This window comes from Acinetobacter sp. ANC_7635, from assembly GCF_056779945.1.
Genome location: NZ_JBWYIS010000003.1, coordinates 183,213 through 198,382, shown reverse-complemented (window position 1 = coordinate 198,382; position 15,170 = coordinate 183,213). Strand labels below are relative to the sequence as shown.

Here is a 15,170-nt window from a genome sequence, read left to right as displayed (position 1 = left end):
GAACTAAGCAACCAATAAGAACAATATGAATTCACTTCAGTCAAAAAAAAGTTTAGTTAAAACAAGTAACTTTTTTTAAAAAAAGCAATTTTAAGACCTTATGGTTAGGCATTTAAATAACAGTGAAGATAGATGTTCGTCTATGAAAGTATTGCGGATAAAAATGAAAATTCGAACTAAAATCTGACCAATTTACCCTGAATTAATAGCTTATATCACTTACATCAGATTTAAGATGTATGTATATACAGGTGAATAGACTAATAATTTTTAAATTATGTGATTATTATAATTTATAAAACGTCTTATTTTTTTTACTTAAAGGTTAAATTATTCTAATACTTATAGATTTTATAATAGATTTTTCTTGGTTTTTTCCTAAATAAAAAAAATAATTAATCGTTTTGAAGACTAGAATTTATTTTGGTTGGCAAGAGGTATGAAATTTAATCTTATTTTGATTACATTTTATTACACCATTTGATAACTCTCACTTTCATTGACTTACATAGATAATCGGGCATCGGACTCAAATGCTGATGAGTGAGGGAAGTTCAATGCAAGAATCAGTAAGTAACAAACATGCAATTTTGACGGTAGGTATCTGCTTCCTCATTGCAGTAATTGAAGGCTTAGATATTCAGGCTGCTGGTATTGCAGCTGCGGGTATTCGTGAACATTTTGGTTTAGATAGTTCACAATTAGGTGTGTTTTTTAGTGCTGGTATTTTAGGTCTGTTACCTGGGGCACTGGTAGGTGGGCGTATTGCGGACCGTATTGGTCGTAAAACAGTTTTAATTTGGTCTGTTGCTGTTTTCGCTGTATTCACTTTATGTACGGTATGGGTAAATAGTTTTAACAGTTTATTGGCTGTACGTTTCCTTGCAGGTGCAGGACTAGGTGCAGCAATGCCAATTCTCATCACTTTGGCTTCTGAAGCTGTAACCCCACAAAATCGTGGTCGTGCTGTAGGGCTAATGTATTGCGGTATGCCTGTCGGTGCTGCGATCTTATCTTTAATTGCAAGTACAGATTTCGGTGCTAACTGGAAAAATATTTTCTATCTTGGTGGTTTATTACCATTAATTGTTATTCCAGTAATGATGAAGTTCTTACCTGAATCTAAAGAATTCTTGAAAACGCAAAATAGAACTGAAGCTGAAATTGCAGAAGCTCCACAAGGTTCGTTTAAAGATTTGTTTAATTCACAGAATCTTCTTCGTACGATGTTCATCTGGTGTAGCTATTTCTTCACGCTCATGGTGGTTTACATCATGCTCAGCTGGTTACCTTCTCTATTCCAAGAATTAGGTTTCTCAAGAAAAGAAGGTGCGACAGCGCAATTCTACTTCATGGTAAGTGCTACTGTAGGTACTGTGATTTTAGGTGTATTAACTGACCGCTGGAAAAAAGCTTATGTGATCTTGTTAATGTACGGTGGTATTTTGGCTGGCCTTCTTGCGTTGAATGCAGCAAGCTCACTCACACAAATGTATTTGGCTTCAGCATTGGTTGGTGCTTTCGTGATTGGCTGTCAAGGTGTGCTTTACGCATTTGGTGGTATTGTGTACCCAACAGAAGTACGTGGTACAGGTGTTGGTGTTGCATCAGCAGTAGGTCGTATCGGTGCTATGCTTGGGCCAGCAATTGCAGGATCATTATTAACGGCTGGATTTGGTGCAGCAGGCGTAATCTCTGCAGCAATCCCTTGTATTATTATTTCTGCAATCTTCATGTTAATGTTGGTACGTCGTATCCAGAATTAAGACAAAAACATAGATTAAAGCCTGCTTGATGCAGGCTTTTTTTATAGAATTTTGATATCAAATTTTCAACTCAAGCAATTGTAGTTCTCTTGATCCTATGCAATAGTCCCTAACAATTTTAAAAATATTGGGAGCTGAAAAGGATGTTCCAACCACAACAAAGTGCACTTATCGTTGTTGATGTACAGAATGGATTTACCCCTGGGGGAAATTTGGCGGTAGCAAATTCAGATCAAATTATTCCAACCATTAATTCACTTGCTCGGCATTTTGACAATGTTGTCCTTACCCAAGATTGGCATCCTCAAGACCATATTTCATTTTTTGAAAATCATCCTGGAAAGTCTGCTTATGAGACGATTGAATTAGCTTATGGCCGCCAGGTGTTATGGCCTTCACATTGTGTGCAGGGTACACATGATGCAGATTTTCATCCAGACTTGAATATATCCAAAGCGCAGTTGGTCATTCGTAAAGGTTTTCATCCACATATTGATAGTTATTCTGCCTTTTTAGAAGCTGATCATCGAACATCGACTGGCTTAGCAGGTTATCTGCGTGAGCGTGGAATTCGTGACATCTTCATTGTCGGGATCGCCACTGATTTTTGTGTGGCTTGGACGGCAATTGATGCTGCAAAATTAGGTTTTAACAGTTATGTCGTGTCAGATGCGACTAAAGGCATCGATTTAAATGGTTCGTTGCAACATGCATGGCAAGAAATGCTTGCACAAGGTGTGAAACGAATTTACGCCAAAGAACTGATGACTCTCAGACACTCAGCGCAGACCATTTAAAGGCATGGCTCAAGATCATACGTCGTTAATCCAACAAGTGAACTTCTAAATGAAAGCTATCAATCAATTCGTGCAGAAAACCTTTGCGCTGTGGGTACTCCTATTTGCAGGAATTGCCATGTATATGCCAGAAGCTTTTATTTGGCTTAAGTCTTATATCACTTGGATGCTCGGGATTATCATGTTTGGCATGGGAATGACCCTGTCGTGGGAAGATTTTAAAAGTGTTTTCAGCCAGCCTAAGGCGGTTGCCGTTGGCGTGAGTGCTCAATTTATAGTGATGCCATTATTGGCATGGGGATTGTGCATAGCATTTCGATTACCCGCTGAAATTGCCGTTGGCGTACTCCTTGTTGGATGTTGTCCCGGAGGTACAGCATCTAACGTCATTGCTTATATGGCAAAGGCAAATGTGGCTTTGTCCGTCGCGTGTACCTCAGTTTCAACGATGTTAGCACCTTTGCTGACACCATTGATTTTTTATCTCTTAGCGAGTCAGTGGATCGATATAGATGCGGTAGCAATGCTTGTATCGGTAATGCAAGTGATTTTGTTCCCTATCATTTTAGGGGTGATCGTGAGCGGCCTATTTAAGCAAAAAATAGATCGATATATCGCAATGATGCCTATGGTTTCAGTCATCGCGATTGTATTGATTGTGGCTGCGATTATTGCTGGAAGCAAAATGCAAATTTTACAGTCAGGGTTACTGATCCTTGCTGTTGTAATTTTACATAATGGATTAGGATATTTTATAGGTTATTGGGCTGCAAAATTATTGCAGCTTAATCAAGCAGATGCTAAAGCAGTTTCGATAGAAGTAGGGATGCAAAATTCTGGCTTAGGCGTTGCTTTAGCTGCGGTTCATTTTGCGGCAACACCCATTACAGCACTTCCAAGTGCGATTTTTAGTTTATGGCACAATATTTCGGGACCCATCTTGGCGAGTTATTGGGCGACGCGTGACAAAGCTGTCCTTAAAAAAATTAAGTATGACGGTGATGTGATTAAGTAGCTGATTTTATTTCATTAACTGATCTAGAAATTCTTTTTCAGTCATGATGTGAATACCATGTTGCTTTAAAAGCGCTGCTGTAACACCGTCCGCATTTATTTTTGACCCCGAAAAAGAGCCATCATAAATCTGACCAAAACCACATGATGGACTTTTAGCTTTCAAAATCGCATGAGTAATCCCATGTTTTTTCGCAAAAGCTAAGGTCTGTTTGGCACCTAGAATAAATGCTTCGGTAACATCTTTTCCCGAGAGATCAAATACTTTTGCATAGCCACTCAAAACATCGGAGCCTGTTCCTTTTTGAATTTCAGCAGGGGCTCTGGGAGTGCTAAGTCCTCCAGAAATTTCAGGGCAGATTACGACGGCCTGATCGGCATCAATCAGCGTTTTAATTTTTTCTTGAAGGCAATGTTGACCATTGTAGCGAACTGGATGTCCGACTAAGCATGCACTGATAAGATATTTCATTTGATAAAAAAAGACCGATAATTTTCATTATCGATCTTTTTAAGTGTAGATCAAATTGAATTATTCAACCGTAACTGACTTAGCTAAGTTACGCGGCTGATCTACATCGGTACCGCGTAGTACAGCGACGTGATAGGACAAAAGCTGCACAGGAATACTGTATACGATTGGTGATAATAGTGCTGAAACGCTCGGAACTTGAACAACGTGTTGGCGCTCTTTTTCCTTAATGCCACTATTTTCATCTGCAAATACAAACAGCTCACCACCACGTGCTTGAACCTCTTCCATATTTGATTTGAGCTTATCAAGCATGTCATCCTGAGGAGCAAGAATGACAACAGGCATATCATTATCAACTAAGGCCAATGGGCCGTGTTTCAACTCACCAGCTGCATAACCTTCAGCATGAATATATGAAATTTCTTTCAGTTTAAGCGCTCCTTCAAGCGCGATTGGGAACTGTGTTCCACGACCTAAAAATAGGCAATGTTGTTTTTCAACAAACAATTCAGATAGGCGTAAAATTTCTTTATCACATTGTAATGTGTCAAGAATCACTTTAGGTGTATGCCACAATCCAGTAATGATTTCTGTTACTTGTTCATTAGAAATCGTTTGTTTAACTTGACCGAACTTAAGCACGAGAAGCATCAAGGCAGCAAGTTGTGTGGTGAATGCTTTGGTCGACGCAACCCCAATTTCTGGACCTGCTAATGTCAATAAGCTGTAATCTGTTTCACGCACCATGGAAGATGTTGCAACGTTACAGATCGTCATCGTGGTGATATTAATATTTTTCGCTTTGGCACGTTTTTGTGTATCACGAAGAGCAGCCAATGTGTCGGCAGTTTCACCTGATTGAGAAATACACACATAGAGTGTATTGTTCACGATGACTGGAGTGCGATAGCGGAACTCACTTGCAATTTCAACTTGGCAAGGTACATCAATCAGTTGTTCAAACCAATATTTTGCGATCATGCCTGCATGGTAACTGGTACCGCAAGCGATGATTTGAACTTGCTGAATCTGAGAAAAATCTTCTACAGCATTTGCAAGAAAATCATCACGTAAGTGATCGGCATTTAAGGCTTGAGAGATAGTTTGCTTGATCGCTTCAGGTTGCTCATAAATTTCTTTCAGCATGTAATGCTTATATTCACCTTTTGAAGCATTACTCACTGTCGCATCAAGTTCTTTGACAGGGCGTTCAACGCGCTCACCTTGTACATAGACTTCAATCGTATCACGTGTTAAACGCGCAATATCACCTTCTTCAAGGTATATAAAACGATTGGTAATCGGTAATAGGGCCAATTGATCAGAACTGATAAAGTTCTCACCAATTCCCACACCGATCACGAGCGGTGAACCTTCACGAACAGTGATCAATTCATTTGGGTAATCTGTATGTACGATACCGAGTGCAAATGCACCTTTGAGTTGAGGCACAACTTGTTCAACGGCTTTAAGCAGGTTAGGAGCAGACTTCAGTGCATCGTGAACTAAGTGTGCAACAACTTCAGTATCTGTTTGGGATGTAAACACATATCCTAATGCTTCAAGATCATCTTTAAGCTCTTGGTAATTTTCAATAATACCGTTATGTACCACAGCGACTTGACCAGATATATGCGGATGTGCATTATTTTCTGTAGGTTTGCCATGAGTAGCCCAACGTGTATGTGCGATACCAAGCGCGCCAGTGATCGCTGCTTCTGAAACCGCTTCTTCAAGGTTGATAACTTTACCGACACGACGTTCACGTAAAACTTGACCTGCATTGATTAAAGCTAATCCCGCTGAGTCATAACCACGGTATTCAAGACGCTTTAAGCCTTCAATTAGAATATTCGTTATGCTTCGTTCTGCTACACCGCCGACGATACCACACATATTGTAATCCCCTTAATTCTTAATCTTTTGTGGACGTGGATAATTGTCTTTCACAAATTGTTTAGAGCGTTCTACGGCTAAACTATGATCATCCACATCACGAGTAATCGTCGATCCAGCACCAACTGTTGCACCATTACCAATTTTAACCGGCGCGACTAAAGAGCTGTTTGAACCTATAAAGGCTTGGTCACCAATGATCGTTTTAAACTTGTTGGCACCATCATAATTACATGTGATCGTACCCGCACCGATATTTGAACCCTCACCCACTTCAGCATCACCTAAGTACGTAAAATGATTGGCTTTAGAGCCTAAACCAATGGTGGTGTTTTTCACTTCAACAAAGTTGCCAATGTGTACTTCATTTGCCAATTTAGCACCAGGGCGCAAACGTGCGAATGGTCCAATTTGAGCCTGCTCACCCACAATGGCTGAATCAAATACGCTATACGGTTGAACTTTCGTGCCTGCAGCAATTTTGGAGTTTTTAATTACACATCCTGCACCGATTTCGACATTGTCACCAAGTTCACATTCGCCCTCGATAATGACATTGATATCGATACGCACATCTTGACCAACCTTGAGTGAACCTCGGAGATCGAAACGACTCGGGTCGATCAAATGTACACCTTGCTGCATCAGTAATTTCGCTTGGTAGTTTTGGTATTCTCTTTCCAATGCTGCCAATTGCACACGATCATTTACACCTTCAACTTCGAAAGCTAAAGCAGGTTCAACTGAAGCAATTTCGAGTCCATCGTCAATAGCCATTGCTACGATATCTGTTAAATAATATTCGCCTTGCGCATTATTATTATTCAGACGTGGCAACCACTCGTGCAATTTGGCATTGCTTACTGCATAAATGCCAGTATTAATTTCTTGAATTAAACGTTGCGCTTCAGAAGCATCTTTATGTTCAACAATGGCTTGGATTTTACCATTTTCTCTCACGATACGACCGTAACCTGAAGCATTGTCTAGTGTAAGTGTGACTAAGCCAATACCTTTAGATTGTGTAGCTTCAAGTAAATTTTGTAATGTATCGGCGGTAATACAAGGCACATCACCGGATAAAATTAAAGAAATACCATCTTTGGGTAAGACAGGTAAGGTCATTTGAACAGCGTGACCTGTACCAAGTTGTTCAGCTTGTTCAACCCAGTCAATATTTTCTGTCGAAAATGCTTGTTTAACTAGAGCGCCGCCGTGACCGAAAATAGTAATAATATTTTCAGCTTGTATTTTTTTTGCGGTTTCAATGACATGCCCTAAGAGTGGACGTCCTGCTAAAGGCTGTAATACTTTTGGTAGTTTTGAACGCATTCGCGTCCCTTTACCTGCAGCAAGAATAACAACTGTGGTTGACATACAACATCCTTTCTTTGGAGCTTGGCTTAAGCCATATCAATATAGAGATAAATTATAATACAAAGTGCTGCCCACAGACCTGCGATCAGATCATCAAGCATAATGCCGAAACCACCGTCGACTTGACGATCAATGACGCGAATCGGCCAAGGTTTCCAAACATCAAAGAGACGGAAAAGTGCAAAACCAATAAAAAGCCATACCCAATTCATCAGGCCTAGATAGATTAAAGGGAGAAACGTGATCGATTGACCCGCAAATTCATCCCACACAATTCGTCCGTCATCATGGACGCGCATTATATCAGCGGCTCTTCCACAAATATATATTCCAATCAATGACATAACGATTATGGCAATCGTGCTATACAAAAAACCTATTGTCATGAAAGCAGGGATAAACAGCAACGCAAAAGCTGAACCAAAAGTACCCGGTGCTTTTGGTGCCAAACCAGAGCCGAATCCAACGCCACAAAAAACAATGAAACGTTCAGACCAAGTCATCGCTTTAAAATTAATTGGTTGTTTTGGCAAAGTGCTGATATCCCTGTAATTCTAGTTCTTGTGGTTGTTGATGATGATAAAAATCTAATTGCTGAGTCTCTTTTACGACACCAATCACCGTGATCGGTGTATCGCAGTGTCGAGCTTTTAATTCATCCAAGGCAGGTGAAGGAATGGTAAAACACAATTCATAATCATCACCACCTGCTAAAGCCAATTTCCATTTTTGCTGATTGGACAATGCTTGTAAGGCAGGACTAAGTGGAAGTTGATCTAAGTGTAGGTCGGCACCAACATGAGATGCTTTGAGAATATGTCCTAAATCTTGTGCTAAACCATCGGATACGTCAATCATACTATGCGCCAATCCTTTAAGCGCTTGACCGAGTTCACAACGTGGAGTGGGATAATCGAGACGTTTTTTTAAAGCATGATCGGGATATTTTAATCCGAATGCAGCATCACCGACAGTCCCGGATACACAGATTAAATCACCTGCTTGAGCACCAGAACGTGGCACGGCTTTTCCAATATCCACCCAGCCTAGAGCGGTAACTGATAATGTGAGATGTGGGCTTTGCGTTGTGTCGCCGCCAATTAAACTTACTCCAAATTGATCGCAACAATCATACAAACCCTGACTAAACCCTTTTAGCCAGTGATGATCAATTTGGGGTAGGCTCAATGCCAAGAGAATGCTTTGAGGTTTTGCACCCATGGCTGCAATGTCTGAAAGATTCACAGCTACAGATTTCCATCCAATCGCATGGGGATCTGTATCGATGGGGAAATGTCGACCAGCAACGAGGGTATCGGCACAAATGACCAATTGTTGCTGTGGAGGCGGGGTGAGCAGGGCTGAGTCATCACCGACACCTAGATCGACTGAAGAATAGCTCGGTCGATTGAAATAGGTGTCAATAATAGAAAACTCAGCCATTTCAACAACAACTTATTTTGCTTGTTGCTTTTCTGCTTCACGTAGGCTTTGTGCCAAACGGTCTAATACACCATTGATGTATTTGTGACTATCTGCACCGCCGAAGTGTTTAGCCAATTCAATTGCTTCATCGAGAACGACGCGATATGGAATTTCAAGATGCTCTTTCAATTCATACGCGCCAAGACGCAAAGTAGCTAATTCAACGCCGTCCAGTGCCGAGATCTCACGATCTAGTACTGGAATTAATAACGCATCCAATGCTTCATGATTTGCAATCACTTGTGTGAGCAACTCGTGATAATAGCTGAGATCCACTTTATGCATGGCATTTTCAGCACGTGTACGTGCTTCAATTTCATGCACAGGGTTGTGGCTCATTTGCCATTCATAAATCCCTTGTACAGCAAAACGACGTGCTTTGCGTTTAGCTGCATAAGTAGCTTGGAGTGTCTGCGACATGCTTTAGATCGCCTTTAGCAAGTTAACCATTTCAATTGCAGTCAAGGCAGCTTCGCCACCTTTATTACCTGCTTTTGTACCTGAACGCTCGATGGCTTGTTCAATGCTGTCTGTGGTCAATACGCCATTGATCACAGGTAAACCAGCTTCTAAACCAACAACACCAAGGCCTTTTGCACATTCACCAGCAACAAAGTCAAAGTGAGGAGTGCTACCGCGAATAACTGCACCAAGTGCAATTACCGCATCAAACTTACCAGAATTTGCGAGTTTTTTCGCCACAACCGGAAGTTCCCAAGCGCCTGGCGCGTGAACGATAGTGATATTATCGTCTTTAACACCATGTCGATGCAATGTATCAATTGCACCTTCTAATAAATGTTCAACAACAAAGCTGTTAAAACGACCAACTAGAATCGCGTAACGATCTTCGCTCGCGAGATGTAATAAACCTTCAATACGGCGAATCGCCATAGCAACCTCGATATTTAATAAGAGTTATGAATGAGAGCTCTGATCAGCTGTGATGTATTCGACCACTTCTAAATTAAAGCCAGACAATGCATTGAAGCGTAAAGGTGAGCTCAGGAGCTTCATTTTCTGTACGCCTAAATCACGTAAAATTTGTGCACCCACACCAATGGTTTGGTATTGCTGCGATAAGGCAGCATTTGACTTGGCTGGTTTTGGCGCAGTTAATGCTTCTAATGCTGGACCTAAATCAGACGGCTGACGTTGTCCAATCCATACCAAGACACCACGATCGCTTTGAGCAATTTCTTTTAAAGCACGATCTAAATTCCAAGCTGCTTCACCATCTTGCTTATTAAGCTTTAATAAGTCTCGCGCCGGATTGAAGCCATGAACGCGAACAGTCGTCACACCCTCTTCAGGTTGACCTTTAACCAATGCCAAATGAATATCAGGATTCCCGACTTCACGATAACGGTAAAGATCAAAAGTACCATACTCTGTATCGAGTTTTTGTTGATCCAAACGCTCTACCGTTTGTTCATTGGTCATACGGTAGTGAATAAGATCAGCAATTGTACCAATTTTTAGACCGTGTTTTTCAGCAAAAATTTCAAGGTCAGCACGACGGGCCATAGTCCCGTCTTCATTGATAATTTCACAAATCACAGAAGCTGGTTCAAGACCTGCAAGACGAGCTAAATCACAACCTGCTTCGGTATGACCTGCACGATGGAGCACACCACCTGGTTGTGCCATGAGTGGAAAAATATGGCCTGGCTGAACGATATCTGCTGGTTTTGCATGTGCCGCAACTGCTGTTTGAATCGTGTGCGCACGTTCTGCTGGAGAAATACCTGTAGAAATGCCATTTGCAGCTTCAATAGAAAGCGTGAAGTTTGTCCCGTGTTGAGCGCCATTCGCATCAACCATTAACGGTAAATTTAATTGTTTGCAGCGTTCACGGCTTAAGGTTAAACAAACTAAGCCACGAGCATGCGTGATCATGAAATTAATGTCTTCAGGTCGTACGTGCGTTGCAGCAATAACGAGGTCGCCTTCATTTTCACGATCTTCATCATCCATCAGGATGACCATTTTTCCTGCACGGATATCTGCTACAAGTTCTTCTACAGTATTGAGCGACATCAACCTTCACCTTTTTGTTATGTCATTCTGACATTTGAATAAATTTGTTGCGCCATAGTCTAACGCTTTTTTAGTCAGTTTGCCTATGCTTATGACTGTACCATTCAATACAGTCCAACATACACCTTCATAGCACATTGAAAAGAGAGATAAAATTACCAAAAGAGCACTTTTGTATACAAACTAGACGCTTAGTCTAACTTTTCACGACTGTGAGCTTTTAAAAAGAAAAACCAGATTTAACTTAGCATCAAATCTGGTTTACTTATTAAAATTTAATCTAATTAAGAGCTGATTGTACGATCCGTCGAGGAGCTTTGGGCTTTGCCTTTCAAAATCTCAGTACGGATATTTTGTGCGAGTTCGGCACAGGCTTCGTTCATACCATTAATCATGAAAGCGTGACGTGTTAACACACTGGTTGGATTCGGCATCGGAACCAATTGGTAGCATTCACCAATATGCTTTAACTGATCGTGGGTCAAATATAGCGCCATTTCTTTCGCAATCAGGTGATGTGTGAGTCTTTCCGCCGCTTGTACTGAATCGAGTTGCATTGCCTCCACTGGTGCGGTTACAGCACAACGTGTTTGCAATACGAACCGTTTATCCTCACGGTAACGTTTATAGAGTACTTCTGACAATAATTGAAACACCGAACCAATCATTAAGATGCAAGCAATCGAGTTATTCTTGAGTGAAGAAATACTGATGACAGCGCCTTGTTGATCAAAACTACGATTCACAACGATATCATCAACATTCAAATGATAATGCGCTGTACACAGTTCGATGCTCTTATTTAAGAAAATTTGACATAAATTAAAATAAGGTAAAGAGACAGATTTGTTGACCGTATTAATTAATTGTTTCGGATCATAAAATTGGATATTCAGTGATAAAGCATCCTGATCTAACTGCAGAGTCGGTACTTTTGGCGTAATTGCAGCTTGTTCTTTATTTTGCTCTGGCGTATGAGGTTGTTTAGGCTGACTCTTTTCCAGTTCTAATGCTTCAGTGAGCAGCTTGATCTCATGACGTAAACGGGACTCATTATTTAATCTCGCAAGATATTCGCTACGCGTAGGGCGAGCAATGGCACGATAAGCCAACCATAATAAGCCATGAATAAAGAGTGACGAGAGGATCGCCAGCCATTGTGTTCTTAATATTTCACCGATACTTGGTTTAACCAATGTGATTTCCACACTGCCAATTTTCTTTTCATTTTGTAGTGCATCTCGAACGAAGATTTCACCCTGACGCGTCTTAGACAAGCCTGCAGTTGCGAGAACTTGATCTCCTGTGCCAAGAATACGTATATATGCAACACTTGGATTCGTTGCATAGCGGTTGGCTAATAATGCAAGAGATACAGTATTGGCAGGTTCAAGTTCAGTTAAGCTATCTGCGACCAGTTGAGTCGTCATTAGCAAACCTTGGCTTGCACGGTTTTCATTTAATTGATGTGTCGTTGCAATAACCAATAAAAAGGTATGCAAGGCAAAACTTACAATCAGCAGGCTAGCAAATAGCCCTTGTCTAGGCGCATTCAACGTAAACTTCCAAAGAAAATTAATTCAATTTCGATTATGATTCTTACAATATTCGTAGCTCAGACCCGAGTCAATTCATGCGAGAAATCATTCTTATTTCATTTTTAGGACCTGACCAACCGAATCAGTTTACTCGATTGATGCAGGTGTTGTCCGTACATTCTTTGCAAATTTTAGATGTAGGACAAGCAGTTATCCATAACCAATTGACTCTCGGCATCGTGGTTGCTTCCGAAGACCAGACAGCAACGGCTTTGGCCATGAAAGATATTCTGATTTTAGCACACGATATTGGTCTTACTGTGCGCTTTAAACCGATCGATTCAGAAGATTATGAGCAATGGGTGAAAGAGGGTGGACGTACACGATATATCGTGACGGCATTGGCACCTGAACTTACTGCAGCACATTTGCAAGCAGTGACTAATATTGTTTCAAGTCAAGGGTTTAATATTGAAACAGTCACTCGTTTGTCTGGTCGCCCAACGTTGAATCATTTTGAAAATGAACCAAAACGTGCTTGTGTGCAATTTGGTTTGAGCGGTCAGATGTTAGATGCTGCAACGATGCGAGCGGCATGTTTAAGTTTATCAAATGACCTTAGTGTCGATGTTGCAGTACAAGAAGACACGCCGTACCGTCGTAATCGTCGTTTAGTTTGCTTTGATATGGATTCAACGCTGATCGAACAAGAAGTGATTGATGAGCTTGCAATTGAAGCAGGTGTCGGTGCACAAGTCGCAGAAATTACTGAGCGTGCTATGCAAGGTGAGCTGGACTTTCAGAGCAGTTTCCGTGCGCGTGTGGCGCTACTGAAAGGTATGGATGCTTCTGTATTGCCTAAAATTGCAGAACGTTTAACGATTACTGAAGGTGCAGAACGTCTTATTTCAACCCTGAAATCTTTGGGTTATCGTACGGCTATTTTATCTGGTGGCTTCCAATACTTCGCTGAATATTTACAAGCAAAACTTGGGATTGATGAAGTTCATGCCAATATCTTGGATGTTCAAGATGGGCAGGTCACTGGCGAAGTTAAAGGGCATATTGTGGATGGCGCTCGTAAAGCATTTTTATTAGGCCAAATTGCGGATGAAATGGGCATTTCACTTGAGCAAACGATTGCAGTAGGTGATGGTGCGAATGATTTGCCAATGCTCTCTATAGCGGGCTTGGGCGTTGCATTCCGTGCTAAACCATTGGTGCGTCAAAATGCAAATCAAGCCATCTCAAGTGTTGGTTTGGATGGTGTTCTGTACCTGTTAGGTGTACATGATAAAGATTTAAGTCGAGCTTAAAATCAAAAAAAGCTTATTAAAAAGGCGACCAAATGGTCGCTTTTTTTTATCTAAGTAAATCATTCTTAGACAAATTTTAATCAGTTAAGTTCAGACGAAAAAACAGATGATCATCATCGAAAAAAAGATGTTTTGACAAAAAATTACGAGGTATTTTTTTGTAATGACACGCCAAGTTTGACTGATTCTGACTCTATGAAAAATGTCTAATCTTAAAAAATGTAATGACAAAAGAATGTTGCGACAATATGTGTCGCTTACAAAAGCATCAGGTCTTTTTTTCTGAAAAAAACTCACCATAATGCTTTCATAGACGCCAACAAGACCATTGAAGAAAGTGAAGCGTTATTTAATTTGTTGTGAAACACCATTAGGCAGTATTTGAAACATCTAAATTTTGACGGAGATTTTTATGGTCACTTTAACTTTTGCAACGATACTCGGATTTGCTTTGATCGCTGTAGCATTGGCGGCCGTATTCTTTTCACCTTATCGTCATTGGCTAGGCTTTATGTTAGCGGGTATGGTCTTCTGGGGTTTACTTGAAGGTATTCGTTATAGTGTTCAACACGTCTTTGACATGTCCTTGGCATATAGTTATTTAACAGCGATTAGCTTAGCCATGGTGGCTTTAACGGCTTTCTTACTTCGCGAAGATAGTCGTGCGCAAAAGGCTTTAGAAAATCGTCGTTATATTGAACATACTCCTGTATATGAGGACGATTAAATCCAGCTCATGACAGATGAGATGTAGACCAAAACTGCGTAGTAACAATTTTATATTTAAAGGTGTATCAAAATGATATACCTTTTTTTTGCCTATACGTTTTGTTAAACAAAGCTGCATTTCCTTACTTATAAGATATGCTAGGATGAATCAATTATTTTTGATATTAAAAAAACGGACTTAAATTGTCATGAAACTATCTTCAATACCTGTTGTGAAATTACCTATCGTTGATGCAAGCACAGATCCACTAGACCTTTTGGTGTTAGGTTTGGCGTTGCGTATGAAACAATTGTCACGTACGAGTCCAAAATTTATTGAGTTAATTCATGATCGTCAGTTCCGTATTCAAATTGGTACAGATCTAGGTGTTGCACGTCAGATTTTAGTCAACAATGGCCAGATTGATTCTGTTTCAGGTGATGCAGAGAAAGCAGATTTCGTACTTCAGTTTGCTGATAGCGAGCAAGGTGTTAAAACCCTGATGAAAGGTGATCCAACTGCATTCATGACGGGTATGCAAAATGGCAGTATTAAAATGGAAGGTGATTTCAGCTTATTGGTATGGTTTAACCAAGTCGCTAAATTAATTCCACCAAAAATTCCTAAACCTGTAAAAGAAAAAATACAATTTGCTCGACAATTTATTAAAGAAAAAACGGGTAAGTAATACAGCACCTATACGGACTTTTCTCGTTTTGATTCTAGAGATAAAAAAGCCCTCATAAGAGGGCTTTTC

General features: G+C 40.5%; 15 protein-coding genes. 6 read left to right on the top strand and 9 right to left on the bottom strand.

What is annotated here, in order from left to right; translation table 11 throughout:
- Nucleotides 1–557 precede the first annotated feature (557 nt).
- The 3 genes from mhpT (at nt 558) to AC1M89_RS06375 (ending at nt 3,578) form a co-directional block, all read left to right on the top strand.
- Nucleotides 558–1,766, top strand: a complete 1,209-nt coding sequence (gene mhpT, locus AC1M89_RS06385; protein ID WP_035264856.1) for a 3-(3-hydroxy-phenyl)propionate transporter MhpT — start codon at nt 558–560, stop codon at nt 1,764–1,766.
- Between the two features lie 143 nt (nt 1,767–1,909).
- Nucleotides 1,910–2,563, top strand: coding sequence for a bifunctional nicotinamidase/pyrazinamidase (gene pncA / locus AC1M89_RS06380; protein WP_481595696.1), 654 nt, complete (start codon nt 1,910–1,912; stop codon nt 2,561–2,563).
- A 49-nt stretch (nt 2,564–2,612) separates the two neighbouring features.
- Complete coding sequence (locus AC1M89_RS06375) at nt 2,613–3,578, top strand: bile acid:sodium symporter family protein (RefSeq protein WP_481614049.1); 966 nt, start codon at nt 2,613–2,615, stop codon at nt 3,576–3,578.
- Between the two features lie 6 nt (nt 3,579–3,584).
- Here AC1M89_RS06375 and AC1M89_RS06370 read toward each other — a convergent pair whose 3' ends face one another.
- The 9 genes from AC1M89_RS06370 to AC1M89_RS06330 form a co-directional block, all read right to left on the bottom strand.
- Entirely contained in the window at nt 3,585–4,049 is a 465-nt protein-coding gene (locus AC1M89_RS06370) for a 2-thiouracil desulfurase family protein (RefSeq protein WP_481614048.1), read from the bottom strand.
- Between the two features lie 60 nt (nt 4,050–4,109).
- The gene (gene glmS, locus AC1M89_RS06365) at nt 4,110–5,948 is read right to left on the bottom strand and encodes a glutamine--fructose-6-phosphate transaminase (isomerizing) (RefSeq protein WP_035264843.1); all 1,839 of its coding nucleotides are present in this window, start codon (nt 5,946–5,948) and stop codon (nt 4,110–4,112) included.
- A gap of 12 nt (nt 5,949–5,960) precedes the next feature.
- Complete coding sequence (glmU, locus tag AC1M89_RS06360; protein WP_481591982.1) at nt 5,961–7,325, bottom strand: bifunctional UDP-N-acetylglucosamine diphosphorylase/glucosamine-1-phosphate N-acetyltransferase GlmU; 1,365 nt, start codon at nt 7,323–7,325, stop codon at nt 5,961–5,963.
- A 26-nt stretch (nt 7,326–7,351) separates the two neighbouring features.
- Complete coding sequence (locus tag AC1M89_RS06355) at nt 7,352–7,858, bottom strand: phosphatidylglycerophosphatase A family protein (protein ID WP_481591981.1); 507 nt, start codon at nt 7,856–7,858, stop codon at nt 7,352–7,354.
- Nucleotides 7,839–8,768 carry a thiamine-phosphate kinase gene (gene thiL / locus AC1M89_RS06350; protein ID WP_481591980.1) on the bottom strand — a complete coding sequence of 310 codons (930 nt, stop codon included), beginning with the start codon at nt 8,766–8,768 and terminating at the stop codon, nt 7,839–7,841. Before thiL ends, AC1M89_RS06355 begins: the two co-directional genes overlap by 20 nt.
- A 12-nt stretch (nt 8,769–8,780) precedes the next feature.
- Nucleotides 8,781–9,230, bottom strand: coding sequence for a transcription antitermination factor NusB (gene nusB, locus AC1M89_RS06345; RefSeq protein ID WP_035264834.1), 450 nt, complete (start codon nt 9,228–9,230; stop codon nt 8,781–8,783).
- 3 nt (nt 9,231–9,233) lie between these two features.
- Nucleotides 9,234–9,704 carry a 6,7-dimethyl-8-ribityllumazine synthase gene (gene ribH / locus AC1M89_RS06340; RefSeq protein WP_481591979.1) on the bottom strand — a complete coding sequence of 157 codons (471 nt, stop codon included), beginning with the start codon at nt 9,702–9,704 and terminating at the stop codon, nt 9,234–9,236.
- A gap of 24 nt (nt 9,705–9,728) precedes the next feature.
- Nucleotides 9,729–10,850 carry a bifunctional 3,4-dihydroxy-2-butanone-4-phosphate synthase/GTP cyclohydrolase II gene (ribBA, locus tag AC1M89_RS06335; RefSeq protein WP_035264829.1) on the bottom strand — a complete coding sequence of 374 codons (1,122 nt, stop codon included), beginning with the start codon at nt 10,848–10,850 and terminating at the stop codon, nt 9,729–9,731.
- A gap of 284 nt (nt 10,851–11,134) precedes the next feature.
- Nucleotides 11,135–12,406 carry a hypothetical protein gene (locus AC1M89_RS06330; RefSeq protein WP_092766563.1) on the bottom strand — a complete coding sequence of 424 codons (1,272 nt, stop codon included), beginning with the start codon at nt 12,404–12,406 and terminating at the stop codon, nt 11,135–11,137.
- 77 nt (nt 12,407–12,483) lie between these two features.
- Here AC1M89_RS06330 and serB point away from each other — a divergent pair, with 77 nt between their 5' ends.
- The 3 genes from serB (at nt 12,484) to AC1M89_RS06315 (ending at nt 15,101) form a co-directional block, all read left to right on the top strand.
- A complete protein-coding gene (serB, locus tag AC1M89_RS06325) occupies nt 12,484–13,704 on the top strand; it encodes a phosphoserine phosphatase SerB (RefSeq protein ID WP_035264823.1) in 1,221 nt (406 codons plus the stop codon).
- A 412-nt stretch (nt 13,705–14,116) separates the two neighbouring features.
- Nucleotides 14,117–14,431 (top strand): ciprofloxacin tolerance protein AciT, encoded by a 315-nt coding sequence (aciT, locus tag AC1M89_RS06320; RefSeq protein WP_035264816.1) that lies wholly within the window; start codon nt 14,117–14,119, stop codon nt 14,429–14,431.
- A 190-nt stretch (nt 14,432–14,621) separates the two neighbouring features.
- Complete coding sequence (locus tag AC1M89_RS06315) at nt 14,622–15,101, top strand: SCP-2 sterol transfer family protein (RefSeq protein ID WP_092766561.1); 480 nt, start codon at nt 14,622–14,624, stop codon at nt 15,099–15,101.
- Nucleotides 15,102–15,170: the final 69 nt, after the last annotated feature.